General features: G+C 57.1%; 18 protein-coding genes. 8 read left to right on the plus strand and 10 right to left on the minus strand.

The features are described from left to right. Positions 1-339 precede the first annotated feature (339 nt). The 3 genes from E2F51_RS22360 to rcsB are packed head-to-tail and all read left to right on the plus strand — an operon-like array spanning position 340 to position 4,827. Complete coding sequence (locus E2F51_RS22360) at positions 340-1,494, plus strand: MFS transporter (RefSeq protein ID WP_134824606.1); 1,155 nt, start codon at positions 340-342, stop codon at positions 1,492-1,494. A 20-nt stretch (positions 1,495-1,514) separates the two neighbouring features. Further along, positions 1,515-4,175: a phosphotransferase RcsD gene (rcsD, locus tag E2F51_RS22365; protein ID WP_013203053.1), complete on the plus strand. Its 2,661-nt coding sequence runs from the start codon at positions 1,515-1,517 to the stop codon at positions 4,173-4,175. A 1-nt stretch (position 4,176) separates the two neighbouring features. Next, positions 4,177-4,827 carry a response regulator transcription factor RcsB gene (gene rcsB / locus E2F51_RS22370; protein WP_013203054.1) on the plus strand — a complete coding sequence of 217 codons (651 nt, stop codon included), beginning with the start codon at positions 4,177-4,179 and terminating at the stop codon, positions 4,825-4,827. 58 nt (positions 4,828-4,885) lie between these two features. Here the strand turns inward: rcsB and rcsC are convergent, their stop codons facing one another. Both rcsC and gyrA read right to left on the minus strand, forming a co-directional pair. Next, positions 4,886-7,735, minus strand: a complete 2,850-nt coding sequence (rcsC, locus tag E2F51_RS22375; protein ID WP_134824607.1) for a two-component system sensor histidine kinase RcsC — start codon at positions 7,733-7,735, stop codon at positions 4,886-4,888. 153 nt (positions 7,736-7,888) lie between these two features. Beyond that, positions 7,889-10,552, minus strand: coding sequence for a DNA topoisomerase (ATP-hydrolyzing) subunit A (gene gyrA, locus E2F51_RS22380; protein WP_105760636.1), 2,664 nt, complete (start codon positions 10,550-10,552; stop codon positions 7,889-7,891). A gap of 191 nt (positions 10,553-10,743) precedes the next feature. Between gyrA and ubiG the strand changes: the two genes are divergently transcribed. From ubiG to yfaE, 4 genes are all read left to right on the plus strand, one after another. Further along, on the plus strand, positions 10,744-11,472 hold the full coding sequence (gene ubiG, locus E2F51_RS22385) for a bifunctional 2-polyprenyl-6-hydroxyphenol methylase/3-demethylubiquinol 3-O-methyltransferase UbiG (protein ID WP_134824608.1): 729 nt from the start codon (positions 10,744-10,746) through the stop codon (positions 11,470-11,472). A gap of 565 nt (positions 11,473-12,037) precedes the next feature. Further along, complete coding sequence (nrdA, locus tag E2F51_RS22390) at positions 12,038-14,323, plus strand: class 1a ribonucleoside-diphosphate reductase subunit alpha (RefSeq protein ID WP_013203059.1); 2,286 nt, start codon at positions 12,038-12,040, stop codon at positions 14,321-14,323. Between the two features lie 93 nt (positions 14,324-14,416). Further along, complete coding sequence (gene nrdB, locus E2F51_RS22395) at positions 14,417-15,547, plus strand: class Ia ribonucleoside-diphosphate reductase subunit beta (RefSeq protein ID WP_134824609.1); 1,131 nt, start codon at positions 14,417-14,419, stop codon at positions 15,545-15,547. A 1-nt stretch (position 15,548) separates the two neighbouring features. After that, positions 15,549-15,809, plus strand: coding sequence for a class I ribonucleotide reductase maintenance protein YfaE (gene yfaE / locus E2F51_RS22400; RefSeq protein ID WP_013203061.1), 261 nt, complete (start codon positions 15,549-15,551; stop codon positions 15,807-15,809). A gap of 63 nt (positions 15,810-15,872) precedes the next feature. On the opposite strand, the gene E2F51_RS22405 is transcribed toward yfaE, so the two are convergent. Then, complete coding sequence (locus E2F51_RS22405) at positions 15,873-17,069, minus strand: nicotinamide mononucleotide deamidase-related protein YfaY (RefSeq protein ID WP_013203062.1); 1,197 nt, start codon at positions 17,067-17,069, stop codon at positions 15,873-15,875. A 220-nt stretch (positions 17,070-17,289) separates the two neighbouring features. Between E2F51_RS22405 and E2F51_RS22410 the strand changes: the two genes are divergently transcribed. After that, complete coding sequence (locus E2F51_RS22410) at positions 17,290-18,729, plus strand: catalase (protein ID WP_134824610.1); 1,440 nt, start codon at positions 17,290-17,292, stop codon at positions 18,727-18,729. A gap of 15 nt (positions 18,730-18,744) precedes the next feature. Here E2F51_RS22410 and menE read toward each other — a convergent pair whose 3' ends face one another. The 7 genes from menE to elaB all read right to left on the minus strand — a co-directional run bounded on the left by menE (position 18,745) and on the right by elaB (position 26,162). Continuing rightward, positions 18,745-20,118, minus strand: coding sequence for an o-succinylbenzoate--CoA ligase (gene menE / locus E2F51_RS22415; RefSeq protein ID WP_134824611.1), 1,374 nt, complete (start codon positions 20,116-20,118; stop codon positions 18,745-18,747). Next, entirely contained in the window at positions 20,106-21,074 is a 969-nt protein-coding gene (gene menC / locus E2F51_RS22420; protein WP_134824612.1) for an o-succinylbenzoate synthase, read from the minus strand. The genes menE and menC overlap by 13 nt, the downstream gene beginning before the upstream one ends. After that, on the minus strand, positions 21,074-21,931 hold the full coding sequence (gene menB / locus E2F51_RS22425) for a 1,4-dihydroxy-2-naphthoyl-CoA synthase (RefSeq protein WP_134824613.1): 858 nt from the start codon (positions 21,929-21,931) through the stop codon (positions 21,074-21,076). Before menB ends, menC begins: the two co-directional genes overlap by 1 nt. Further along, a complete protein-coding gene (gene menH / locus E2F51_RS22430) occupies positions 21,928-22,704 on the minus strand; it encodes a 2-succinyl-6-hydroxy-2,4-cyclohexadiene-1-carboxylate synthase (protein ID WP_134824614.1) in 777 nt (258 codons plus the stop codon). Before menH ends, menB begins: the two co-directional genes overlap by 4 nt. Beyond that, entirely contained in the window at positions 22,701-24,356 is a 1,656-nt protein-coding gene (gene menD, locus E2F51_RS22435; protein WP_134824615.1) for a 2-succinyl-5-enolpyruvyl-6-hydroxy-3-cyclohexene-1-carboxylic-acid synthase, read from the minus strand. The genes menH and menD overlap by 4 nt, the downstream gene beginning before the upstream one ends. 51 nt (positions 24,357-24,407) lie before the next feature. Beyond that, positions 24,408-25,700 (minus strand): isochorismate synthase, encoded by a 1,293-nt coding sequence (locus E2F51_RS22440; protein ID WP_134824616.1) that lies wholly within the window; start codon positions 25,698-25,700, stop codon positions 24,408-24,410. 150 nt (positions 25,701-25,850) lie between these two features. Next, on the minus strand, positions 25,851-26,162 hold the full coding sequence (gene elaB / locus E2F51_RS22445; protein WP_013203070.1) for a stress response protein ElaB: 312 nt from the start codon (positions 26,160-26,162) through the stop codon (positions 25,851-25,853). Between the last annotated feature and the right edge of the window lie 62 nt (positions 26,163-26,224).

The raw sequence follows: 26,224 nt of genomic DNA on the forward strand, positions 1-26,224 counted from the left end.
ATTCGTGATAATCAGCACAACCTGACCTACCCTGAACCGGATGAAATTTCATCACCGCCGGTTGAGGTTGCAGCGCGAAATCGCGGTTTTTTCATGTAACACCAATGATTTGAGTTAAATCCAGATTTCGCTCCGTTTCGCCAGGAGTTATCTGTAAATTGGCATTTAGCCGACAAATCTGATTAACAGCTCTGTTTTTCCCTGTTATTAACCTGAAGGCCCTTATAAATCCGGCCTGCCTGCCGCAACGTTTTCGGCTCTGGCTGGCGGGAATCTTCTTTAATGTTGCTATTTGTGGTAAAAAGTAGCGCTAATCGTGGCAGATTTTTAACGGACATTATGACGACACTGGATGCTCGACCGGCCCTTGCCAGCGCAGTGACAACGCAACACGCAACGCGCACCATTTTCTTTATTGCCGGTATCGGCATGTCCGCCTGGGCACCGCTGGTGCCTTATGCCAAGGATCGTGCTCTGCTCAGCGACGGAGCGTTAGGGACCTTGCTGCTGTTCCTTGGGTTGGGTTCACTGATTGCCATGCCGCTGACCGGCATGCTGGTGGGACGGTTTGGCTGTAAGCGCGTGATGGCCATCGCCTGCCTGTTTATTCTGCTGGTGTTGCCGCTGTTAGCGACCCTCGGAACGCCGGTGGGGCTGGGGCTGGCATTGATGGCATTTGGTGCCTCGATTGGCCTGGTCGATGTGGCGATGAATATTCAGGCGGTTGAGGTTGAGAAGGCCTCTGGCAAAGCCATGATGTCCGGCTTCCATGGCTTCTTCAGCGTCGGCGGTATCGCCGGCGCGGGCCTGGTCAGTGCCGGACTGGCGCTGGGGTTGACGCCTCTGCTGGCGGTTGGCGTTATCGCGGCGCTGATCGTGGTGCTGTGGTTGCTGTGCCAGCGCCATTTACTCAGCGGTCGTCTCCATCAGGATGATGCGCCGCTGTTCGTTATGCCGCATGGCTGGGTGCTGTTCCTCGGTATCCTGTGCTTTATTCTGTTTCTGACCGAAGGCGCCATACTGGACTGGGGCGCGCTGTTCCTCACCCAGACGCGTGACCTGCCCCATTCGCAGGCGGGCCTGGGCTATGCGCTGTTCTCGGTGGCGATGACCATTGGCCGCCTGACGGGCGATCGCATCGTGAATTATGTTGGCCGTTTTCTGACGCTTTTCTGCGGCACATTATGCGCGTCAGTGGGCCTGCTGCTGGCGGTATTTGTCCCCAACACGCTGGTTACGCTGGCCGGATTTTTGTTGGTGGGCTTCGGGGCATCGAACGCCGTGCCGATTATGTTCAGCGCCGCCGGTAACCAGAAAACCATGCCGGTAAATCTGGCGATATCTTCCATGACAACCATTGGTTATGCAGGTATTCTGGCAGGTCCGGCACTGATCGGATTTATCTCACAGTGGTACAGCCTGGCGACGGCATTTAGCGCCATTGCCATATTGCTGTTAGCCGTGGCCGCAAGTGCCCGGCTGATTACACGTTAACTGGGGTATCACGCTACGCTATGCTGCCATACAAATTTCCACTTACATCAGGAAACGTCACGCGCTTTTTTGTGATGTTTATTTTGGTGCTGTTATTAGCGTCGGGATTTATGATCCACAACGCGGTCAATGCCTGGCTGACCGATAAACGCTATGCGATGGCGGATATTGCCCATGCGATGCAAAAACGCATCGATACCTATCGCTTCGCCACCTGGCAGATTTATGAGAACCTGGCCGCCAATGCCGCCGGTTCACCACCGAACAGTCTGCAGGAAACCCGCCTGCGCCCGGACGTCTACTATCTTGAAAAGACCCGCCGTAAAACCGAAGCGTTAATCTTCGGTTCACACGACAGCAGCACGCTGGATATGACCCAGCGCATGTCCACCTATCTGGATACGCTGTGGGGCGCGGAAAACAGCACCTGGTCGATGTATTTCCTCAACGGCCAGGACAACAGCCTGATCCTCGTCTCCACCCTGCCGTTGAAAGATATGGCCACGCGTTATAAAGAGAGTGCCATCAGCAATATTGTTGATGCGCGCCGCGCGGAGATGTTGCAGCAGGCCAATGCGCTGGACGAACGTGAAAGCTTCTCACCGTTGCGCCGCTTCACCTGGCAGAACGATCACTACTTTACGGTACGCACCACCTTTAATCAGCCGGGGCATCTGGCAACCGTGGTGGCGTTCGATCTGCCGATTAATGACCTGATCCCGGTGAATATGCCGCTGGAGTATTTCCAGCTGAAGCAGGACGCGGCCAGCACCCCGGACAGTGGCGATGCGGATGATGCCACCCACAGCACCAGCGTGACGCTCGCCAATCCCAATATCGAGATTGCCGCTTCGCTGACCAGCACGCCGTTGCAGCTGGTTTATCGCGTGCCGTTGCTCGGTCTGCTGGTCGACACGCTGCATAATCTGATGTGGCCGCTGCTGGCCAACCTCGGACTGCTGCTGCTGTCCCTTGCCGGCCTGTTCCTGCTGCGCCAGCAGTCTTTGCGCCCCAGCGAAAACCAAAGCGCCGAGCTGGATTCCCTGCGCATCTTAAACGAAGAGATTGTCGGCAGCCTGCCCGTCGGCCTGCTGGTGTATGATTTTGCCAATAACCGCACCATCATCAGCAACAAAATTGCCGAACATCTGCTGCCACACCTGAATCTGCAGAAAATCATCAACATGTCCGATCAGCATCAGGGCGTGCTGCAGGCCACCGTCAATAACGAAGTTTACGAAATCCGCCACGCCCGCAGCGTGCTGTCGCCGAATACGCAGCTGTTTATGATGCGCGATCAGGATCGCGAACTGCTGGTCAACAAGAAGCTGCAAAAAGCGCAGCAGGTTCTGGATAAAAACCATCAGACGCGCCAGCAGCTGCTGCAAAATCTGGGGCATGCGCTGAACCGCCCGCTGGATAAAGTTATCGCCCATCTGCTGGAAATCAGCGAGGCGCATCCGGCGGAAGATCTGCGCGATACGCTGGAAGAGTCGCAGGCCTTAAGCCGGCTGGTCGACGATATCGTGCTGCTTAACCGGCTGGAAACCCATGACTGGGCGCCGGATTCCGGCTCATTCACGCTGCAAAGCGTGCTGGATGAGTTGGTGACCGAAGCGCTGCCGTCGATTCGTCGTAAAGGGCTGAATCTGGTGGTCAGCAACCGGCTGAACAGCGATGAGAGCCGCTATGGCGACCGTCGGGCGCTGTATAAGATCCTGACCACCCTGCTGCATTATTCGATCACCAGCACCAGCTGGGGCCGCATCAGCATTGAGGTCAGCCATCCTGCCGATCGTCCCGATCGCCTGGCGATAGAAATTGTCGACACCGGCGCGGGCCTGATGGTTGACGAGATGGGCAATACCGATTTCCCGTTCCTCGGCGAAACCAGCCAGGATCGTTTTGGCCAGGCTTCCGGGCTGGCCTTTTTCCTGTGCAAACAGTTGTGTAAGCAGCTGGGTGGGCATCTTGAAATTGTGGCGCGTCCCGATATCGGCACCCGCTACAGCATCCAGATCCACGCCCCGCAGGAACAGCAGCACGATCAGGAAGAGAAGTTGCTGGAAGGCTTAACTACCCTGATTGATATCACGGTAGATGAGGTAAGAAAAATAGTGGTTCATCAACTGGAAAACTGGGGCGCAAGCTGCATTACCCCTGATGAACGCTTTTCGGGCCAGGACCATGATGTGCTGGTCACCGACGATCCGGCACGCTTGACGCCATGGTCGTTACTGCTCACGGATGATGAAACAGGGTTTAGCGCACTGTCACACGATCAATACCGGGTCAATTTTAATATCAGCAGCGCGATGCAGGATGCCCTGCTCCAGCTGATTGAACAACAGCTGGCGCAGGATGAATTAACCGAAGACGTGGGTGACGAGCAGGATACGGCTCAACTTTTTGCTCCCGGTTACTTCCAGCTGTTCGTTGATACAGTACCAGATGATGTGAAGAGACTGTATAATGAGGCGGCGGAAGGGGACATGAGTTCCCTTGCTCAGACTGCGCATCGCCTGAAAGGCGTGTTTGCCATGCTCAATTTGACACCGGGCAAGCAGCTTTGTGAAACGTTAGAACAACACATTACTGAGTGTGACGATTCAAACATTAAAAATACCACCAGTGACATTGACCACTACGTCAATATACTGCTGCAGCAAGGTAACCAATAAAATGAACAACTTGAACGTAATTATTGCCGATGACCATCCGATTGTTCTGTTCGGTATTCGCAAGTCTCTCGAACAGATTGAATGGGTCAACGTAGTTGGTGAGTTCGAAGATTCCACAGCATTGATCAATAGCCTGTCCAAACTGGATGCCAATGTTTTAATCACCGATCTGTCGATGCCTGGCGAAAAATATGGCGACGGCATTACGCTGATTAAGTACATCAAGCGTCATTATCCAGATTTATCTATCATCGTTCTGACCATGAACAACAATCCAGCGATTCTGAGTGCCGTTCTGGACCTCGATATCGAAGGGATTGTTCTGAAACAGGGTGCCCCTACCGATCTGCCAAAAGCGCTGGCCGCTTTGCAGAAAGGCAAAAAGTACACCCCGGACAGCGTGGCAAAACTGCTGGAGAAAATCAGCGCGGGTGGCTACGGCGACAAGCGTCTGTCTCCAAAAGAGAGCGAAGTGTTGCGCCTGTTCGCAGAAGGTTTCCTGGTTACCGAGATTGCCAAGAAGCTGAACCGCAGTATCAAAACCATCAGTAGCCAGAAGAAATCAGCCATGATGAAACTGGGCGTGGAAAACGATATTGCACTGCTGAACTATCTCTCTTCCGTCAGCAGCATGCCGGTTGAGCGCGACTAAGTGACAGACAGTAAAAAGGCGGACTTCGGTCCGCCTTTTTTATTGCCCAAAATCCGCGTTATTCCCTGCCCTTCCTGACCCGCTCCGCGTAGAACGCCAGCGAGGTGTTTAAGGTATCCATGGTCACCGGCTTGGACAGACAGTTATCCATGCCCGCCTCCATACAGCGCTGCTTCTCTTCGGCCAGCGCATTGGCGGTGACGCCCACCACCGGGAAAGTCAGCCCCAGCTGGCGCAAACGCTGCGTCAGACGATAACCGTCCATATTCGGCATGTTCACGTCGGTCAGCACAATATCAATCTCATTGCGGCTCAGAACGTTAAGCGCATCCCCGCCGTCCTGCGCGGTCTTCACGCGGTAGCCGAGCGATCCCAGCTGATCGGACAGCAGCATCCGGTTGATCGGATGGTCATCGACCACCAGGATCAGGATATCTTCATTGCTGGCGCGCTTATCTTCGATTTCCGGCACGCCTGGCAACGCATCTGGCATCGCCACTTCAACCCGGTAAATGCGGCCCAACAGCGCCGGCAATTCATGTGGCGTGGTGGTGCCGTACACCCAGCGACCCGCAGCCTGCTCATGCGGCGCGCCGTTATAGCTGCCGTCAAAGCGGATCACCGCCCGGAGCGTTTGCTGCGTCTGATAGTCGTAATCGGTGACGATCACATCATCCGGGCCACAGCAGCCCTCCTGCAACCGTTGCACGGTGATGCCGTGCTCACGCAGCAGCTTTTCGAGGAACGCGGCCAGATCGTCATTACGCAGCTCCAGCCAGCACTGTTTGCCCTGCAACCCGTCGTGCAGCACCGGCGTCATCACCTGAGCGTTATACAGCGGAATGCGCACCACAAACTGGCTGCCCATCCCCGGCTCAGAATCGACCTCAATATCACCGTCCATCATATTGATCAGCTTTTCGCAGATCGCCAGGCCGAGGCCGGTTCCCTGGAAGTTACGCTGCACGCCGTTGCCCACCTGGAAGAACGGATCGAACAGTCGGGTGATCTCTTTTGCCGGGATGCCCACGCCGGTATCGCGCACCCGGAAGGCCAGATAGCCGTCCTTCACAAACACCTGCAGGATAATGCCGCCGGTATGGGTAAATTTAATGGCGTTGTTGAGCAGGTTGGAAATCACCTGCTGCAGACGCAGCGGATCGCCGTCCAGCGTGACCGGCACATCGCTGTCAATAAAGCACCACAGCGTCAGGCGCTTCTTGACCACCATCGCCAGATAGTTGGAGGAGATATGGGTGATCACTTCGCGCGGGGAGAATTCCCGTGGCTCAATGCGCAGCTGCTCGGACTCGATTTTCGAGAAATCGAGGATATCGCTGATGATCTTCAACAGCAGGCTGGACGAGTTGTTCATCGCCGTGACCAGCGACTCCACGCCCTGCGGCAGGGATTTGGTTTGCAACAGATCGAGGTTACCGATGATGCCGTACAGCGGCGTGCGCAGCTCATGGCTGACCGTGGCCAGGAACATCGACTTGGACTGGCTGGCCTGCTCGGCGGCGTGGGCCATTTCCTGCAGCGACTCTTCCATCTTCACGCGCGCGCTGACGTCCACCAGCACGCAGATCGCCACGTTCTCATTGCGGTAACGTGAATGCACAAAGCTGATTTGCAGGTTGGTATTGCTGCCGGTCAGCACGTCGACAAAGTTAACCTGCTGACCACAGATAATCTCGGTCAGCCGCTGCCGATCTTCCTGGGTCAACATGCTGAGATAGTTATGCGCCAGTTCGTTACTGAGGATATTGGTGCCGTCACTGGTTCGCAGAATACAGATCCCCACCGGCGCCGACGCGACAATCTTGCGGTTAAACTGCTCGTGCTCTTCCAGGCGGTGCGCGTTGTCCTCGGCCGGTAAAAACATGCGGCGTTCAAACAGCCAGGCAAGGGTAAACAGGATAATGGCGCTGATGACGTTCAGCAGAATGGCGTTGATAATCAACACTTTCAGCTTGGCGACCAGCTCGTCGGTCTCGACCGAATAGACCACCGACAGTTCGGAAGGCGTCAGCGTTTTCTTCAGCACCAGCTGTTTGTAGCCGTTGATGTAGCCAAACCAGCTGTGGTCATCCGGCAGATCGTCCAGCGAGACGTTGCCCGCGGTGCGCGAGGTCGACATCAGCCGCTGATTATTGGCATCAATCAGCGTGGCGGTGACCGGGAAACTGCCTGGGGTAATGAAATCGTCCAGACGGATGGTTTGTTCGATGCCCAACAGTGCCGCCATTTTATTGGCCACATAGATCGGGGTAATTAAATAGTAGTAGCCGACGCCCTGCTGCGATGAAGGGGCAATCCACACAATGCTGCTTTTGCGCTCCTCTTCATTACCGTTACGGTATTTGAGAATGCGCTCGTGAAGTGATTTCAACGCCCGTTCGCGGTTTGCCGAGGAGTTACCGACGCCAAAATCCGCCATACACAGGCTTTCGCCGCCAACAAAGAACACCCGGTTCAGCTCATAGGCGGAAGCAAAGTTCTCTTTCCAGTAGTGCAGGAAGTAGCTGAGCGATTCCAGCGAGCTGCGCCAGGTGTTGCTCATCGAGCTACAGTCGGAATCAGAGTACAGCGGATAAAACTGCGGTAGCGCGGTTTTGCCTGGGAATACCCCGTTCAGCACGTCCATGCCGTTGGCCGACGAATTTAGCCGGTTTTCCGCAATGTATTTCAGCTCGCGCGTGACGTCAGAAGAGTGCCGCACATACCACTGCGCCTGCTCAAAGTTAGCGCTCAGCTCCTGACGAACCTGCGACTCTTTCTCATGCAGCACATTAATGATGTAAAAGGTGGTCAGCAGCGCGCCCAGCGTCCAGAGCATCAGTGCCAGCGCCCTGAACAGATAGCGGGAGATCCTTAACGTGGTTCTGAACGAGACAAGATATTTCAAGCGAAACCTATAAGTGGCGACGGGGCTTAAGGAGAAGTCAGATCCCGTTACAGTACCGTCAGAACAGGAAAAAAGCCAGTTGCGGCGGGCGGTCGCAGGCATAAAAAAAGGCCGGTTCACAGAACCGGCCTCAGGCACTAAACGCGATGACGATTATTCGTCCTCATCGCCTTCTGGTGCTTCGTCTTCATTGTCGACGTCTGCTGCATCGTCAACCTCAACTTCCGGGGCGATATCCTCATCCCCTTCTGCTGCGGTGCCGTCAATGCCGTCCAGCTCTTCTTCAGCGACAGGCTCAGCCACGCGCTGCAGGCCGACCACGTTTTCGTCTTCGGCGGTGCGGATCAGAATAACACCCTGGGTGTTACGTCCGACCACACTCACTTCAGAAACGCGGGTACGAACCAGCGTGCCAGCATCGGTGATCATCATGATCTGATCGCTGTCGACAACCTGTACCGCACCGATTACCGGTCCGTTACGCTCGGTCACTTTGATCGAGATAACGCCCTGGGTGGCACGGGACTTGGTTGGGTATTCGCTGGTGCGGGTACGCTTACCGTAACCGTTCTGGGTGACGGTCATGATCGCGCCCTCTTCCTGAGGAACGATCAGCGATACCACGCGGTCGTTTTCGGCCAGCTTGATACCACGCACGCCGGAAGCCGTTCGGCCCATAGCGCGCACCGCGGTCTCTGCGAAGCGAACCACTTTGCCCGCTGCGGAGAACAGCATGGCTTCGTCAGCACCGTTGGTCAGCGACACGCCGATCAGTTCATCTTCGTCACGCAGGTTGACGGCAATGATACCGGCGCTGCGTGGACGGCTGAACTCGGTCAGTGCGGTTTTCTTCACGGTACCGCAGGCGGTAGCCATAAAGATGTTCCAGCCTTCCGCGTACTCACGTACCGGCAGGATCGCGGTGATACGTTCGTTCGCTTCCAGCGGCAGCAGGTTGACGATTGGACGTCCACGCGCGCCACGGCTGGCTTCTGGCAACTGATAAACCTTCATCCAGTACAGGCGACCCCGGCTTGAGAAGCAGAGGATGGTGTCATGGGTGTTGGCCACCAGCAGGCGGTCAATAAAGTCTTCTTCTTTAATACGTGCGGCAGACTTGCCTTTACCACCACGACGCTGTGCTTCGTAGTCGGTCAAAGGCTGATACTTCACGTAGCCCTGATGAGACAGGGTCACCACAACGTCTTCCTGATTGATCAGGTCTTCGATGTTGATGTCCGCAGTATTGGCGGTGATTTCCGTGCGACGCTTGTCACCGAACTGATCGCGGATCAGTTCAAGCTCTTCGCGGATCACTTCCATCAGACGCTCTGAGCTTTCCAGAATACGGATCAGTTCAGCGATTTGATCCAGCAGCTCTTTGTACTCATCCAGCAGTTTTTCGTGCTCAAGGCCGGTCAGTTTCTGCAGACGCAGATCCAGGATCGCCTGAGCCTGCTGCTCGGTCAGGTAGTATTCGCCGTCACGGATACCGAACTCGTCTTCCAGCCATTCAGGACGCGCAGCATTATCACCCGCACGCTCCAGCATGGCTGCAACGTTACCCAACGCCCATGGACGTGCCACCAGGCCCGCTTTCGCTTCAGCCGGGTTAGCCGCATGGCGGATCAGTTCGATAATCGGATCCAGGTTAGCCAGCGCAATCGCCAGCGCTTCCAGGATGTGCGCACGGTCGCGCGCTTTACGCAGTTCAAAAATGGTACGACGGGTAACCACTTCGCGGCGGTGACGGACGAAGGCTTCCAGAATATCTTTCAGCGGCATAATTTTTGGCTGTCCCTGATGCAGGGCAACCATATTGATACCGAAAGAGGTCTGCAGCTGGGTCAGCGAGTACAGGTTGTTCAGCACAACCTCGCCAACCGCATCACGCTTCACTTCCACGACGATACGCATACCGTCTTTGTCAGATTCATCACGCAGGGCACTGATGCCTTCCAGACGCTTCTCTTTCACCAGTTCAGCGATTTTCTCAATCAGGCGCGCTTTGTTCACCTGGTAAGGAATTTCGTGAATGATGATTGTTTCGCGACCGGTTTTCGCATCGGTTTCGACTTCGCCACGGGCACGGATATAGATCTTGCCGCGACCGGTGCGATAGGCTTCTTCAATCCCACGGCGGCCATTGATGATGGCGGCAGTTGGGAAGTCCGGGCCTGGGATGTGCTCCATCAGCCCTTCAACGGTGATGTTCTCATCGTCGATGTAGGCCAGACAGCCGCTGATAACTTCAGTCAGGTTGTGTGGAGGAATGTTGGTTGCCATGCCCACTGCGATACCTGACGCGCCGTTGATCAGCAGGTTAGGCACGCGGGTTGGCATAACGGCCGGGATCTGCTCGGTGCCGTCATAGTTCGGCACAAAGTCGACGGTCTCTTTTTCCAGATCCGCCAGCAGCTCGTGGGCAATTTTTGACATGCGTACTTCGGTATAACGCATTGCTGCGGCGGAGTCGCCGTCAACGGAACCGAAGTTACCCTGACCATCCACCAGCATATAGCGCAGCGAGAACGGCTGTGCCATACGAACGATGGTGTCATACACGGCGCTGTCGCCATGTGGGTGATATTTACCGATAACGTCGCCGACAACACGGGCAGACTTTTTATAAGGTTTGTTCCAGTCATTGCCCAGCACGTTCATGGCGTAGAGCACACGACGGTGTACTGGTTTCAGACCATCGCGAACATCTGGCAATGCACGGCCAACGATGACCGACATGGCATAATCGAGGTAAGAGTTCTTTAACTCTTCTTCAATATTGACCGGTGTGATTTCTCTGGCTAGGTCGCTCATGGAGCCGCTATCCCTCTACGTTATACCCGGATTCAAAGGTGCGAAAGTATATCACCTTTAGCCATGGTGGTGAATGGAAAGCGTCTTTTTGGCTGCTTTAATGCGCCTCAGGCATCGTGAACGCCTGGCGGTGCACATTCCTCTAAGAAAACAGATATACTGCCCGCAAACTTTTCGCGAGTGAGGGACCTATGAAGGCTGAACAAAACGCCACCACGGCTAACGGGGATCATAACGAAATTGCCAAATTTGAAGCAGTGGCTTCCCGTTGGTGGGATCTGGAAGGCGAATTTAAGCCTCTGCATCGCATTAACCCACTGCGTCTGGGCTATATTGCCCAGCACAGCAACGGCCTGTTCGGCAAGAAAGTGCTGGATGTCGGCTGCGGCGGCGGCATTCTGGCCGAAAGCATGGCGCGTGAAGGCGCTGAGGTGGTTGGGCTGGATATGGGCGCGGAACCGTTAGAAATCGCCCGCCTGCACGCGCTGGAAAGCGGTGTGAAGGTCGATTACGTGCAGCAGACCGTAGAAGAGCACGCCGAACAGTTTGCCGGTCAATACGATGTGGTGACCTGCATGGAGATGCTGGAGCACGTGCCGGATCCGCGTTCAGTGGTTCACGCCTGCGCGAAGCTGGTGAAACCCGGCGGCGAAGTGTTCTTCTCTACCCTTAACCGCAACAGCAAATCCTGGCTGATGGCGATTATCGGCGCGGAGTACGTGCTGCGTATGGTGCCGCGCGGTACGCATGACATTAAGAAGTTCATCCGCCCTGCCGAGCTGTTGAACTGGGTCGACGAAACGCCATTGCGCGAACGTCATATGATTGGTCTGCATTACAATCCGCTGATGAACAGCTTCAAGCTGGCGCCAGGCGTTGACGTTAACTACATGGTGCACACCCACTCTGTCGCCGAATAATCTTCGCCGACGGCCCGCGCAGAGCATGCGGTAAAACTGCTCTGCGCATTTGATCCTTAAGTAAAATTCCCTTCTTCCTTAATCTGCCTGTCATAAGAATTTCTTAGCCTGAGGCTGAGGTCAGATCGTTTTCCTTTTGGACAGCGTTGCCGGTGCAGCGGCAGGATAACCCCGGTTAGCCATGAAAGTTTTTTTTCTAAGGTTATGAAGCGGCGATTTTTCGTCACTTCAGGGCTTTTTGTACGCAAAAAAAACGCCAGGTTTTCGGCGCTGAGCAAGAAACCCGCGCTTGATCAAATTTCTAAAAATTTCTTCAAACTGTTGACATGGCCCCTGGCCCTTGAGAAACGTGGACTTAGGAAATATGCCAGGCTCCGTTCAGTAATTTGTTCCGAAAATCAAGCCTTGTTGAGTGGTGATAAATGACTAAAATACTCACCATATTGTTACTCAATCTTCGTTTACCCCCTATATATAGTGTTTATCCACAGAGTTACTCACATAAGAGCATTCTGTGTATAAACGGGGGATATGTTTGATTTCTCCTTCAAGGATATTACGCGACATGAATCAAAGCCTACTTGTCACCAAACGCGATGGCCGTACCGAACGCATCAACCTCGATAAAATCCACCGCGTGCTTGACTGGGCTGCAGAAGGTCTGCAAAACGTCTCCGTCTCACAAGTAGAACTCCGCTCGCATATCCAGTTTTACGAAGGGATCAGAACCTCTGATATCCACGAAACCGTTATCAAATCCGCTGCTGACCTGATTTCCCGTGACGCGCCGGATTACCAGTACATGGCTGCACGCCTGGCGATCTTCCACCTGCGTAAAAAAGCTTACGGCCAGTTTGAACCGCCGAAGCTGTACGATCAGGTGAAGCGTATGGTCGATATGGGCAAATACGATCGCCACCTGCTGGAAGACTACAGCGCTGAAGAGTTCGAGCAGATGGACGGCTTTATCGACCACTGGCGTGACATGAACTTCTCCTATGCGGCAGTGAAGCAGCTGGAAGGTAAATACCTGGTGCAGAACCGCGTCAGCGGTGACATCTACGAAAGCGCCCAGTTCCTGTATATCCTGGTCGCCGCCTGCCTGTTCTCCGGCTATCCGCGTGATACCCGTCTGGATTACGTCAAGCGTTTCTACGATGCGATCTCGACCTTCAAAATTTCGCTGCCGACGCCAATCATGTCCGGCGTGCGGACCCCAACCCGCCAGTTCAGCTCTTGCGTGCTGATCGAGTGCGGCGACAGCCTGGATTCCATCAACGCCACGTCCAGCGCGATCGTGAAATACGTTTCTCAGCGTGCCGGTATCGGTATCAACGCCGGCCGCATTCGTGCGCTGGGCAGCCCGATCCGTGGCGGTGAAGCGTTCCACACCGGCTGTATTCCGTTCTACAAGCACTTCCAGACCGCGGTGAAATCCTGTTCTCAGGGCGGCGTGCGTGGCGGAGCAGCGACGCTGTTCTACCCAATGTGGCACCTGGAAGTGGAAAGCCTGCTGGTGTTGAAAAACAACCGTGGCGTGGAAGGAAACCGCGTTCGTCACATGGACTACGGCGTACAGATCAACAAGCTGATGTACACCCGTCTGCTGAAAGGCGGCGACATTACGCTGTTCAGCCCGTCTGACGTACCAGGCCTGTACGACGCGTTCTTCGCCGATCAGGACGAGTTCGAGCGCCTGTACACCAAATACGAAAACGAGCCGTCGATTCGCAAGCAGCGCGTTAAGGCCGTCGACCTGTTCTCACTGATGATGCAGGAACGTGCTTCGACCGGCCGTATCTATATTCAGAACGTCGATCACTGCAACACCCACAGCCCGTTTGACCCGGCCATCGCCCCGGTTCGCCAGTCGAACCTGTGCCTTGAAATTGCTCTGCCAACCAAGCCGCTGCTGGACGTGAACGACGAAAACGGCGAGATCGCGCTTTGTACGCTGTCTGCCTTCAACCTGGGTGCGATTAACAGCCTGGACGATCTGGAAGAGCTGGCGACCCTTGCGGTCCGTGCGCTGGATGCCCTGCTGGATTATCAGGATTACCCAATTCCTGCGGCGCAACGCGGCGCAATGGGCCGTCGTACGCTGGGTATTGGCGTGATCAACTATGCATACTACCTGGCCAAGCATGGCGTGCGTTATTCCGATGGCAGCGCCAATGACCTGACGCACCGCACCTTTGAAGCCATTCAGTTCTACCTGCTGAAAGCGTCAAACGAGCTGGCGAAAGAGCAAGGTGCCTGCCCGTGGTTCAACGAAACCACCTATGCGCAGGGCATCATGCCTATCGACACCTATAAGAAAGACCTGGATGCGATCAGCAGCGAGCCGCTGCACCTGGACTGGGACGGCCTGCGCGAGCAGATCAAGACCCACGGCCTGCGTAACTCCACGCTGTCTGCCCTGATGCCGTCTGAAACCTCTTCGCAGATTTCTAACGCCACCAACGGCATTGAGCCACCGCGCGGTCATATCAGCATTAAAGCGTCGAAAGACGGGATCCTGCGTCAGGTGGTGCCAGAGTACGAGCGCCTGAAGGACAGCTACGAGCTGCTGTGGGACATGCCGAACAACGACGGTTACCTGCAGCTGGTTGGACTGATGCAGAAGTTTATCGACCAGGCGATCTCGTCTAACACCAACTACGATCCAACGCGCTTCGCGAATGGCCGCGTGCCGATGAAGCAGCTGCTGAAAGATCTGCTGACCGCCTATAAGTTCGGCGTGAAAACGCTGTACTACCAGAACACCCGTGACGGTGCGGAAGACACGCAGGAAGATCTGGTGCCATCCATTCAGGATGACGGCTGCGAAAGCGGTGCCTGCAAGATCTAAGCACACTCTGCGGCGCGATGACCTCAACCATCGCCCGCCACAATCATGTGTCAGGGCCGCGTAGCGCGGCCCGCTCTCACTGGATTACTATTCATGGCTTACACAACGTTCTCGCAAAACAAAAACAACCAGCTGGATGAACCGATGTTTTTCGGTCAGTCGGTTAACGTCGCCCGTTTCGACCAGCAGAAATATGACATCTTTGAAAAGCTGATCGAAAAGCAGCTGTCGTTCTTCTGGCGCCCGGAAGAAGTGGACGTCTCACGCGACCGCATCGATTATCAGGGTCTGCCAGACCATGAAAAACACATCTTCATCAGCAATCTGAAGTATCAGACGCTGCTGGATTCGATTCAGGGACGTAGCCCGAACGTGGCGCTGCTGCCGTTGATTTCGATCCCGGAGCTGGAAACCTGGATTGAAACCTGGGCGTTCTCGGAAACCATCCGCTCGCGCTCTTACACCCACATTATCCGTAACATCGTCAACGATCCGGCGATTGTGTTCGACGATATCGTCACCAACGAGCAGATCCTGTCGCGCGCCAAAGATATCTCTGGCTACTACGACGATCTGATCGAGATGACCAGCTACTGGCATCTGCTGGGTGAAGGTACGCATCAGGTCAACGGCAAAAGCATCACCATTAACCTGCGCGCGCTGAAAAAGCAGCTGTATATCTGCCTGATGAGCGTCAACGCGCTGGAAGCGATCCGCTTCTACGTCAGCTTTGCCTGTTCATTCGCGTTCGCTGAGCGCGAGCTGATGGAAGGTAACGCCAAAATCATCAAGCTAATCGCCCGTGACGAAGCGCTGCACCTGACCGGCACGCAGCATATGCTGAACCTGCTGCGCAGCGGTGAAGACGATCCGGAGATGGCAGAGATTGCCCGTGAATCCCGCCAGGAGTGCTACGACCTGTTCGTGCTGGCCGCGCAGCAAGAGAAAGAGTGGGCAGAATACCTGTTCCGCGACGGCTCGATGATCGGCCTGAACAAAGACATCCTGTGCCAGTACATTGAGTACATCACCAACATCCGCATGCACGCGGTGGGTCTGGATCTGCCGTTCAAGACGCGTTCAAACCCAATCCCATGGATTAACTCCTGGCTGGTGTCTGACAACGTTCAGGTGGCACCGCAGGAAGTGGAAGTGAGCTCTTACCTTGTGGGTCAGATTGACTCCGAAGTGGGCGAAAACGACTTCGACGATTTCCAGCTGTAAGATGGCGGGTTCGATGATTATCCTGCGTGCTTCCGGCACGCAGCTGCATTGTAAGAATGAACACCCTTCGCTGCTGGATGCGCTTGAAGCGCATCAGGTCTGCGTGGAATATCAGTGCCGGGAAGGCTATTGCGGCTCCTGCCGTACCCGGCTACTGAAAGGCGAAGTGTGTTATACCGCGAAACCGCTGGCCTTCGTTCAGCATGACGAAATCCTGCCCTGCTGCTGTAAAGCCAACGGCGATATCGAACTAGAGATGTAGCGCGTTATAGCCGGTTATAACGCCTGATACAGGGGGCGATCACCCCGCCCCTTCTGCCTTACATCAGCCTTTCAGCGTTTCCACTACATCAATCCAGCCGTGACCGGTCGACACTTCCATGCCGTTCATCCAGCGGCGCAGCATATTCAGCGCCATCATTGCCACCACATCCTGGCGGGATTTCAGCCCATGGCGGTTGACGTTAAACTTCACGCCCTGCGCCCAGCTGCCTTCCGGCGTATGCAGCGCAAACCCCAGCTTTTCATCCTGCAGCCCACCGACAATCAGCGACAGACTCGCTGCGGATTCGGCGGCCAGCTGTTTGCTGCGATCAAGCAACGTCTGTAGAGATTCTTCGCGCGCGGGAAGCACGTTACCGGCCGCTAACGGCGCGTCGACCGACGCCATCTGCCACTGCAACAGTCCGGCGGTGAACTGCTCGCTGATGGCCAGCGTGTAGCCCTTCTCTTTCAGACGACGGGAAAGCTGTGCCGGCAGGCCTTCGAATCCTTCAAAGATCATGCTCTCGCCGGCGATTTCACGCACCTGCTGCCAGAAGGTTTCCATCTCCGGCAGTTTGGAGGCCGGACCGTTCAGCTTCAGCTCAATGATGGGCATCGACGCGCGATAACCCATCACCACGCCATCCGGGATCGGCAGCGGCTCGATTTCTTCTGCCAGGTCGCTCTCGCCACGGCCAAAGGTGGTCAGGCGCAGGCACACCGGCGGCTCGGGCAGCTCAAAGCGCGCTTTCAGGCGCGGCAAAATCTGTTCCTCGACCATCACCTTGTATTCGGACGGTACGCCAGGGGTGAAGAACATCCAGCAGCGGTTCAGCTGCATCGCGAAGCCACAGGCGGTGCCCACCGGATTATCCAGCATCTCGGCACCTTCGGGGATTTCGGCCTGCTTGCGGTTGCTGGCTGCCATTTTGCGGCCACGTCCGGCAAAGAAAGCTTCCATCTTCGCCAGCCACTCTTCGTGCATCACCAGCTTGACGCCCGCCGCTTTGGCGGCGGCAACCGCGCTCAGGTCGTCACTGGTCGGCCCTAACCCACCGTTAACGATCAGCACATCGGCCACTTTGCTGCGCTCGATCAGCACGTTAACCAGCTCATCAAGATTGTCGCCATGGGTCTGGCGACTGGTCATCGGCAGGCCGTTCTCAAACAGTACGCCAGCCAGCCAGGCCGCATTGGTATCCACAATCTGACCGTGCAGGACTTCATCGCCAGTCGCGAGCATTTCCACTCTTATCATTTTTATCTCCAGTTCGGGCAGCGAACGTTAACTGTATGAACACACCCAGATAAACACAATGCTCTTTTCCAATAAGTTGTGTTTCAGAGATGGCAGCAATAGCCAGAGCCAGATTGTCGGGCAGCGGACGAACGGGGCACAATGGCGCTGATAATAGGAATAGCCGATTGATAACTGTTTTTTGATATTTAAACTAACGTTAACCAGAGAGAGACGCCCGATGAGCAAAAAAGGACTGACCACCGCTGCTGGCGCACCCGTCGCCCATAATAATAATTCGATGACCGCTGGCCGCCGTGGCCCAATGCTGTTACAGGATGTCTGGTTTTTAGAGAAGCTGGCGCATTTTGACCGCGAAGTGATCCCGGAACGCCGCATGCACGCCAAAGGGTCGGGCGCTTACGGCACCTTCACCGTCACCCAGGATATCACCGCCTTCAGCCGGGCAAAAATCTTCGCTGAAGTGGGCAAAAAAACCGAGCTGTTTATGCGTTTTTCCACGGTGGCAGGTGAACGCGGCGGTGCCGATGCCGAACGCGATATTCGTGGCTTCTCGTTAAAGTTTTATACCGAAGAAGGCAACTGGGATTTGGTCGGTAACAACACGCCGGTGTTCTACTTACGCGACCCGATGAAATTCCCGGATCTGAACCATGTGGTGAAGCGCGATCCGCGCACCAACCTGCGTAACCCAACCTACAAATGGGACTTCTTCTCCCAGCTCCCTGAATCGCTGCATCAGCTGACCATCGACTTTAGCGACCGTGGCCTGCCGACCTCGTATCGTCATATTCACGGCTTTGGCAGCCATACCTACAGCTTTATTAACGACCAGCAGCAGCGCTTTTGGGTTAAATTCCATATGCGTTGCGAACAGGGTATTCAGAACCTGATGGATGACGAAGCGGCGTTGCTGATTGGCCAGGATCGGGAAAGCTCCCAGCGCGATCTGTTTGACGCGATTGAGCAAGGCAACTTACCGCGCTGGAAATTCTTTGTGCAGATCATGCCGGAAGATGAAGCTTCGCAAACGCCTTACAATCCTTTCGACCTGACCAAAGTCTGGCCGCATGCCGATTATCCGCTGATTGAAGTGGGTGAATTTGAGCTGAACCGCAACCCGGATAACTACTTTGCCGAAGTGGAACAGGTTGCCATGAGCCCGGCCAACGTGGTGCCAGGCATTGGTTTCTCGCCAGACCGCATGTTGCAGGGCCGTCTGTTCTCCTACGGCGATGCGCACCGCTATCGTCTGGGCGTCAACCACCACCAGATCCCGGTGAATGCGCCCAAATGCCCGTTCCACAATTATCACCGCGATGGCGCGATGCGCGTTGATGGCAATAGCGGCAACGGCGCAACCTATGAGCCAAACAGCTTTAACGTCTTCCAGGAGCAGCCGGATTACAGCGAGCCGCCGTTGTCACTGGAAGGCGCGGCGGATCACTGGAACCATCGCGAAGATGAAGACTATTTCACCCAGCCACGCGCTTTGTTTAATCTGATTGGGGAAGAAGAGCATCAGCGCATGTTTAAACGTATCGCCGGTGAGCTGATCCACATCCCTGAGTTTATCCAGCAGCGGCAGATTGCCCTGTTCCATCAGGTCGATCCGGCCTACGGCGCGGGCGTTGAGCAGGCGCTTAACGCGCTGAAGTAACCGGACAGGGGCGGCTTACTGCCGCCCTTTTTCCTGCTGCGCGACCCATTGCGTTAAGCGCTGACGGGAAAGCTTGATGCCGCCGCTATCCAGCTCGGGCAACGGATACCAGCTTACCGGACGCTGAAATCCGGCCAGCCGCCCTTTTGCCCATTCGGCTAATGCCGTCAACGGTAAATCCGCCGTCATCGCCACCAGCGCCACCGGTCGCTGACCAAACTCCCGATCCTCGCGCGGCACGATAAACGCCTGGCTGACCGCCGGATGTGACATCAACAGTGACTCAATCTGCTCCGGCTGGATCCCCTCACCTGCCGAGAAAAACTGGTTGTCCAGCCGTCCGGTTAATACCAGTTCCCCCTGTTCAAGGTGCCCGCCATCTCTGCTGGCAAACCAGCCATCCGCATCGGTTAAAGGCAACAGTTCGCCATCATGCCAGTAGCCACAGGCCAGCGCCGGTGATTTCAGCTGCACCTCGCCGTTTCTGATCCTGATCTGATGCCCTGCCAACGCCAGCCCTACGCCACTTCGCTTATCAGCCCGCTTTGCCGCCACCGTCGAGGCGGTTTCGGTCAGGCCGTAGCCACACCAGCAGGCAATGCCGCGCGCCTCTGCCTGTTGCGTTAAGCTCTGCGGGATTGCCGCGCCGCCCAGCAGCACGTTGCGTAAACGGCGCGGAAGCTCTGGCTGTTGCAGCAGGCGCCAGAGCTGGGTCGGCACCAGCGAGGCAAAGGTGCAGTGTTCCAGCGCCTGTTGCAACGCGAGGCCATCCGCCAGCACCAGGCTCGCGCCACGCCGCAGCCAGCGCCAGACAATGCCCTGGCCGGAAACATGAAACAGCGGCAAAGAGAGCAGCCAGCGGTCCTGCCGGGTAAAATTCATCGCGTCCACCACCCCTGCCGCGCTGGCAAGGTGCGCCGCAAAGGTATGCGCTGCCGCTTTAGGCTGCCCGCTGGAGCCGGAGGTTAAGGTGAGCGTGGCGATCTGCCGATCGTCCCATTGATGCCGTGGCGATCCGTTGGCAACGACCCACCGCAACGGGACCATGTCCGCCACAGGTTCACCGTCCAGCGACAGGGCGAAATCAGCGTTCAGTGCGGGAAGGATCACCGCCAGTTGCGTGGCAGGAAGTTGAGGGTTTAGCGGTATCACCCGCGCGCCACACTGCAGCAGGGCCAGATACGCCAGTAAAGCGGGCTGGCTGTTACGCGCTTTCAGCACCACACCACACCCGCTGCGCACGCCCTGCTGCATCAATCCAGTGGCAAGCTGGTCGATCTGATCGGCCAGCTGCGACCAGCTTAACGCGGCACCCTGATTGATCAGCGCGGGTTCATCAGGCTGCTGCTTTGCCCAGTGTCGCCACGGCCAGTCGCTTAATGCTGCCATATCACCTCCAACGCGCCTGAAGCGATTAGCGGCAGTTCGCAGCCCGGCCAGCGGCGCACCAGCTGATGTTGCATCAGATTCAAGGTATCCAGCCCCGGCGTGGTGCCGGGCGTTAACCCCTGTGCGATGCGTGCCAGCTGCGTCAGGCCGAGGCTCGACTCCAGAGACGAACTGATCACCACCGTTAATCCAGCCTGCTGTGCCTGTTGCGCCATCGCGCGCACTTTCTGCAGGCTGCCGAGCAGCGTGGGTTTAAGGATCACGGCGCTGACCTGCGGTTCTGCCCGTGGCTGGAAGCCGGCATCGCGGGTGCTTTCATCCCAGGCGATAGCAATACCGGTTTCAGCGGCAAAACGCCTGGAATCCTGCGGATCGCGGCAGGGTTCTTCGAGGAAAGCGATACGGGAACGCAGCTGTTCAGGCACATAACGCGCGAAGGTCAGCGCTTTCTCCAGGCTCCAGCTGCGGTTAGCATCCAGCCTTAACGTAAGCGCAGGAAGGGCTTCCAGCAGCAGATTAACCATCAAACCGTCGCGCACCGCCTCGTACAGGCCAACCTTCATTTTCGCCAGCGGCTCGGCCTGTTGCTGCAGACGCAGAAAGAGATCGTCGGGATCGCCCACGCACAGCAGCGCACTGTCAAAGTTGCCCTCCTCCGGCAGTTGACCGTCCAGTTCTGCCTGCGCACAGCTCAGACCGAACGCCACCGACGGCAAAGGACAGTCCGCCGGATTTTCACCCCGACACCAGGCTGCCAGCCAGACCATCGTGGCGTGCCGGGCGTCATCCAGCGACTCGGTGCTGAACCCCGGCAGCGGCGAGATTTCGCCCCAGCCTTCGCGGTCCGCCTCCGTCAGCCTGACCAGCAGGCCTGAACGGGCCTTTAGCCGGCGGTCGCGCAGCACCACGCCAGCGTCCAGCGGGATTTCCCAGCCATAAAGCACCGCGCGGCGCATCAGGGATTGCGCTTAAATTGACTGAAGTCTGGCTGACGCTTCTGGTTAAACGCGTTGCGCCCTTCCTGCCCTTCTTCGGTCATATAAAACAGCATGGTGGCGTTACCGGCCAGCTCCTGCAACCCGGCCTGGCCATCGCAATCGGCATTCAGCGCCGCCTTCAGACAGCGCAGCGCCATCGGACTGTTTTGCAGCATTTCACGGCACCAGCGCACGGTTTCCTTTTCCAGATCGGCTAACGGCACCACGGTATTGATGAGACCCATCTCCAGCGCCTGCTGCGCATTGTACATCCGGCACAGGAACCAGATTTCGCGCGCCTTCTTCTGCCCGACAATGCGCGCCATATAGGCCGCGCCCCAGCCGCCGTCAAACGATCCGACCTTTGGCCCGGTCTGACCGAACCGGGCATTGTCCGCCGCAATAGTCAGATCGCAGAGCATATGCAGCACATGGCCGCCTCCCACCGCATAGCCCGCCACCATCGCCACTACCGGTTTGGGGCAGGTGCGGATTTGCCGCTGAAAATCCAGCACGTTCAGGTGATGCACGCCGGACTCATCCTGATAACCGCCGTAGTTTCCGCGCACTTTCTGATCGCCACCGGCGCAGAAGGCCTCGTTTCCTTCACCGGTCAGCACAATCACCCCAACCTGCTCGTCATGACGGGCATCATTCAGGGCAATCATCAGCTCCTTCACCGTCTGGGGCCGGAAGGCATTGCGCACTTCGGGGCGATTAAGGGTGATTTTGGCGATGCCATCAGCGGATTTGTGATAGCGAATATCGCTGAAAGGCTGCGCAGAGTCCTGCCACTCAACCGGGGCATAAAGCAGGTCGTCGTCGGGATAAATCATCGGTGCTCCTCAGAATGAAGCCGCTGTGCCAGCAGTCCGGCAAAGGCGACAGGATTTTCACGGTGAGCGTTATGGCCCGCCGCAGGAATCGGGGTACAGGGAAGTGAAGCCTGCCGGGCAAGCTGGCGAAATTTCTGGTCATGTTCGCCGCAGAAATAGCTGAAGGGCCGCTGAAAATGGCGGAGTTCGGCCAGTAAACTGGGCTGCTGAGAGAGTGAGGTTGCCTGAAGCATCGCGGCGATCGCTGCGGGGTGATTACCGCTACGTGAGGCGATCAGCGCGGCCCGTTGCTGCCCGGTCAGTTCGGCAAAAATGGGCTGGCGATACCAGGCATCAAGCGTTTGCGCTAACGGCAGAGTGCGAAAGTCTTCCGCCCAACGGGCATCCTGCGCCTGACGTTGCTGACGTTGAGCCGGGTTGTTCAGGCCAAAATGCGCCCCTTCAACCACCAGTCCCTGCAGCGCTGAACCGGCATCGCGGCAGGCGTGATACAGCGCCACCCGACCGCCCAGCGAATACCCTATCAGCCAGTAACGCCCGACGTGATAACGGCGCAGCGTCTGATTAATGCTTTCTGAAAGCGGTTCAAAGCCGCAGACCGGATGTGCCTGCGATCCTCCGTGCCCCGGCAGGTCGATCGCCAGCTGCGGCCAGTCCGCCAGCAGCGACTGCACCGGCTGCCAGTCTCTGGCGCTTCCCAGCAAGCCGTGCAGCCAGACCAGCACCGGCCGATCGGGTCGGCGCTTACCCTGCCAGCAGGCATGCAGGATCATCGACAGTCTCCCATCCCGGCGGCGGCCAGGGCCTGTGCGCCTTCGGCGCTATCTACCTGCAGTTCAATCAGCGTTGCCTGTCCTCGCCAGCCTTGTTCTAGCGCCGCGGTCAGCTCCTGAGCATTAGCGGGCCGGTGAAAGTCGAGCCCAAACAACTGCGCGGCGGCAGCAAAATCGACCTGCTGCGGCATTAAAAAGAAGCGCTCTCTTTCCGCTTCGGGCGTTGGCAGCAGCGAAAATATCTGGCCGCCCGCGTTATTGATGACGATCAGCACCACCGGCGCGCTGGCCAGCCGCAACAGCGCCAGGCTGTTCAGGTCGTAAAGGGCTGAGATGTCTCCAACGATTGCCAGCAGCGGTTTTCTGCTGCCGCGCTGAACCCCGGCGGCGGTGGCCAGCAATCCGTCGATGCCGCTGGCGCCACGGTTGGCAAACACCGGATAGCCCGGCGGCAGCTGGGCAAAAGCATCCACCAGCCGGATAGTCAGGCTGTTACCGAGAAACAAAACGCCCTGTTCGGGTAGCAAAGCGGCCAGGTTTGCTGCCAGCCCGGCCTCGCTAAACAACGGCGGGTTAAGGCTGGCGGTCAGCGTCTTCACCCGATCGGCAAGCGCCGGGCACCAGGCCGACTGAGGCGACGCCGGATGCGCTGTCAGCCACTGGCGGATATCGGCCACGATGCGGCTGCCACGGTGATGAGCCGGATCGCGCCGCGGCGGCATGGCTTCAATCAGCCAGAACTGCTCAGGCTGCAATGCCGCCAGCCAGCGGCATAACGCTTTACCGGTCAGGTGGCTACCAAACTGCACCACTATTTGCGCCGCTGAAAGCCACTCAATCGCCTGCGGATGCTGTAACCAGATCTCCGCAGCAGGCAGCGGCTGACCGCAGTGTGACTGCACATCGGCAATCAGCGGCCAGCCCAGCTCGCTGGCCCAACGGGCCACGGCAATGCCCTCTTCCGGCGACATTTTCCCGGCGATCACCACGCCGCGCGCCTGACGCCAGCGCGACCATTCCGGCATTAGAGGTGTCGCTCGGGCGGCCACCTGCTGTAACCAGGGACCGTCATCCTGCCACCAGTCACCCAACGCCTCCTGCCAGTGCTGATACGCCTCCGGATCGCCGCCATACAAAGGTTCCGCAAACGGGCAGTTAATCTGCACGGCACCACATTCCTGCTGGCCGAGCAGCGAGTCAATGGCCGACACCAGCCAGCTGGCGGCAATATCGGGCGTCGGACGGGGAAGGTTCAGGGAAACGGCGTGGCTGGCAAACAGCCCGGTTTGATCGATGGCTTGGTTGGCGCCGCAATCAAGTAATTCTGCGGGTCGGTCGGCGCTGAGGATAATCAGCCGCTCACCGGTCAGGCGGGCTTCAATAATGGCAGGATAGAGGTTGGCAACGGCGGTTCCGGAGGTGACGATAATCGCCACCGGCTGGCCGGTCGATTTGGCCAGACCCAGCGCCAGATGCCCGAGACCGCGTTCATCAAAGTGGGTGTGGCAAATCAGTTTTTCCCGGCTGGCGGCCGCCAGCGTTAGCGGTGCAGAACGGGAACCTGCCGCGATGCAGACATGCTTAACCTGATGGCGTGAAACCGCTTCAAGGATCACGCCGGCCCAGCGGCGGTTGAAGGTACTGTGTGACATAGCCCACTCCTGACCAAAGCAGGCAGGCAGTATAAAAGAGCCACCGCGTCGTCATTTTGATTTGGGGCAGGATCCGCTCGCTATTTCCACGCCGAGCAGGCTTGCCAGGCCGGCAGCCTTCTGATTGATCTCCTGCCACTCAAGGCTGGCCTCTGAACCGGCCACGATCCCCGCCCCGGCATACAATCGCACGCTGTTGCCTGACACCTGCGCCAAACGCAGCGACACCGCGAACTCACTTTCTGCTGCCGATAACCAGCCGACCGATCCGGCATACCAGCCGCGTGAAAACGGTTCGTGCTGGCGAATAAACTGCTGAGCGGGCTGGCGCGGCAATCCGGCGACGGCAGCGGTAGGCTGCAGCCGATGCAGCACCGCCATATCGTCCTGCTGATAAAGCTGCCCCTGAATCTCGCGCTTAAGGTGCTGCACCTTGCGCAGCCGCACAACGTGGGCCGGGGACACATCCAGACCCGACGTAATCGATTCCAGGCGCTGGCAGATATCTTCCACCACCAGGCCATTTTCCCGGCGGTTCTTTTCATCGTTTAACAGCGCGTCGCCCAGCTGCTGCGCCAGATGCGCATCGCTGGCGTTAGCGCAGGTTCCGGCCAGCGCCTCCGTATTGAGCGCCAGCCCATGTCGATGGTAAAGCTGTTCGGGACTGGAGCCGAGAAATGCCTGCTGCGGCGAGATCGCCAGCATAAAGTGATAGCAGTGGCGGTTGGCCTGGCGGCTGGCATCAAGCAGTGCGGCAGCATTAACCGCCTGGGTGAAGTGTAAATCGGTGGCCCGCGCCAGCACCACCTTATCCAGATCGCCCTGACGAATCGCGGCAAGCGCCGCCGCAACCTGCTGCTGCCAGCCGCCAGAATCCGGAAAGTGTTGGCGGGCGCTCAGCCGTTGCGGAAGAGACTCAAAAGGGTGTGCCGGCAGCAGGCTATCAATCAGCCCGATCGCGGCCTGGGCCTCTTCCCGCAGCACACCGTGCAGGAACACGCTGAGGGTGTTGCCGCGTAATAACACGCGTGGCAGGAACAGACAGCAATGCTGCAGCGCAAATTCATTGGCTCCCACCAGACAGCCCTCGGCCGGCAGCGTGCACAGAAGTTGCCTGGCCTGCTGAAGCGTCTCTGCCCGCTGAACCTCGCCCAGCGCCATCAGCGTTTGCTCGCCGCTGCGGTGCTGCCAGTAAAACTTTGGCCATACGGGCTGCGCGTCCAGCCAGGCTAAGCCATCGGAAGGATCGGTGACCGTCGCCGACAGACGCAGAAAACCCGGTTGAGATGCGGTGACAGCGCGAAGCTGCTGTTGCAAATTGCTTAAGGCGGAGGCAAATGACATTTGGCATTCCAGACAAACTCACGTCAGGCCAGTGTACCCGCCGTGCTAACATCAATGTTTGATCTGGGCCAGGTGAGAGCAGGCCTGGCGGGCGGAAACAAAACGGGCGCCCCGAAGGACGCCCGCAACTTTTGCCTGGTGACGCAGACCTTAACGGCGCGCCAGCAGTAATCCTACAACCAGACCCAGGGTGGCACCAACGCCAATCCCCTGCCACGGTTTTTCATGCACGTATTCATCGGCACGATACACGGCTTGTTTCGCACGAACATAATAGGTGTCAGTTGCGTTGCTCACGCGGGACTTCACCTCGTTCAGCGACTTCTCAGCTTTCGCTTTCAGCTCGATGTATTTCTGGTCTGCCGGATCTCCGGAAGATTTAAGCACTTCTTCCAGCGTTTCACTCAACAGCGCCAGGTCGTCGTCCAGGCTGCTCTCTTCAGGTGCAATCGTTCTAGCCATAACATCTCCTTGTGCGAATAAGAATCTCAAATAACTATAGACAGTTTTCAGCAACCTGCTTG

The sequence above is a fragment of the Erwinia sp. QL-Z3 genome (assembly GCF_004551645.1).
In the GTDB taxonomy this organism is placed as follows: Bacteria; Pseudomonadota; Gammaproteobacteria; order Enterobacterales; family Enterobacteriaceae; genus Erwinia; species Erwinia billingiae.

What these genes read in the sequence shown, in the direction of transcription:
- menC (WP_134824612.1), bottom strand. Translation starts at nt 21,074, where the DNA reads ATGCGCCGCGCGGTGCTTTATGGCTGGGAAATCCCGCTGGACGCTGGC.
- E2F51_RS22360 (WP_134824606.1), top strand. Translation starts at nt 340, where the DNA reads ATGACGACACTGGATGCTCGACCGGCCCTTGCCAGCGCAGTGACAACG.
- E2F51_RS22440 (WP_134824616.1), bottom strand. Translation starts at nt 25,700, where the DNA reads ATGTCATTTGCCTCCGCCTTAAGCAATTTGCAACAGCAGCTTCGCGCT.
- ubiG (WP_134824608.1), top strand. Translation starts at nt 10,744, where the DNA reads ATGAAGGCTGAACAAAACGCCACCACGGCTAACGGGGATCATAACGAA.
- rcsD (WP_013203053.1), top strand. Translation starts at nt 1,515, where the DNA reads ATGCTGCCATACAAATTTCCACTTACATCAGGAAACGTCACGCGCTTT.
- E2F51_RS22405 (WP_013203062.1), bottom strand. Translation starts at nt 17,069, where the DNA reads ATGATAAGAGTGGAAATGCTCGCGACTGGCGATGAAGTCCTGCACGGT.
- menH (WP_134824614.1), bottom strand. Translation starts at nt 22,704, where the DNA reads ATGATCCTGCATGCCTGCTGGCAGGGTAAGCGCCGACCCGATCGGCCG.
- E2F51_RS22410 (WP_134824610.1), top strand. Translation starts at nt 17,290, where the DNA reads ATGAGCAAAAAAGGACTGACCACCGCTGCTGGCGCACCCGTCGCCCAT.
- nrdA (WP_013203059.1), top strand. Translation starts at nt 12,038, where the DNA reads ATGAATCAAAGCCTACTTGTCACCAAACGCGATGGCCGTACCGAACGC.
- elaB (WP_013203070.1), bottom strand. Translation starts at nt 26,162, where the DNA reads ATGGCTAGAACGATTGCACCTGAAGAGAGCAGCCTGGACGACGACCTG.
- menD (WP_134824615.1), bottom strand. Translation starts at nt 24,356, where the DNA reads ATGTCACACAGTACCTTCAACCGCCGCTGGGCCGGCGTGATCCTTGAA.
- rcsB (WP_013203054.1), top strand. Translation starts at nt 4,177, where the DNA reads ATGAACAACTTGAACGTAATTATTGCCGATGACCATCCGATTGTTCTG.
- yfaE (WP_013203061.1), top strand. Translation starts at nt 15,549, where the DNA reads ATGGCGGGTTCGATGATTATCCTGCGTGCTTCCGGCACGCAGCTGCAT.
- nrdB (WP_134824609.1), top strand. Translation starts at nt 14,417, where the DNA reads ATGGCTTACACAACGTTCTCGCAAAACAAAAACAACCAGCTGGATGAA.
- menE (WP_134824611.1), bottom strand. Translation starts at nt 20,118, where the DNA reads ATGGCAGCATTAAGCGACTGGCCGTGGCGACACTGGGCAAAGCAGCAG.
- menB (WP_134824613.1), bottom strand. Translation starts at nt 21,931, where the DNA reads ATGATTTATCCCGACGACGACCTGCTTTATGCCCCGGTTGAGTGGCAG.
- gyrA (WP_105760636.1), bottom strand. Translation starts at nt 10,552, where the DNA reads ATGAGCGACCTAGCCAGAGAAATCACACCGGTCAATATTGAAGAAGAG.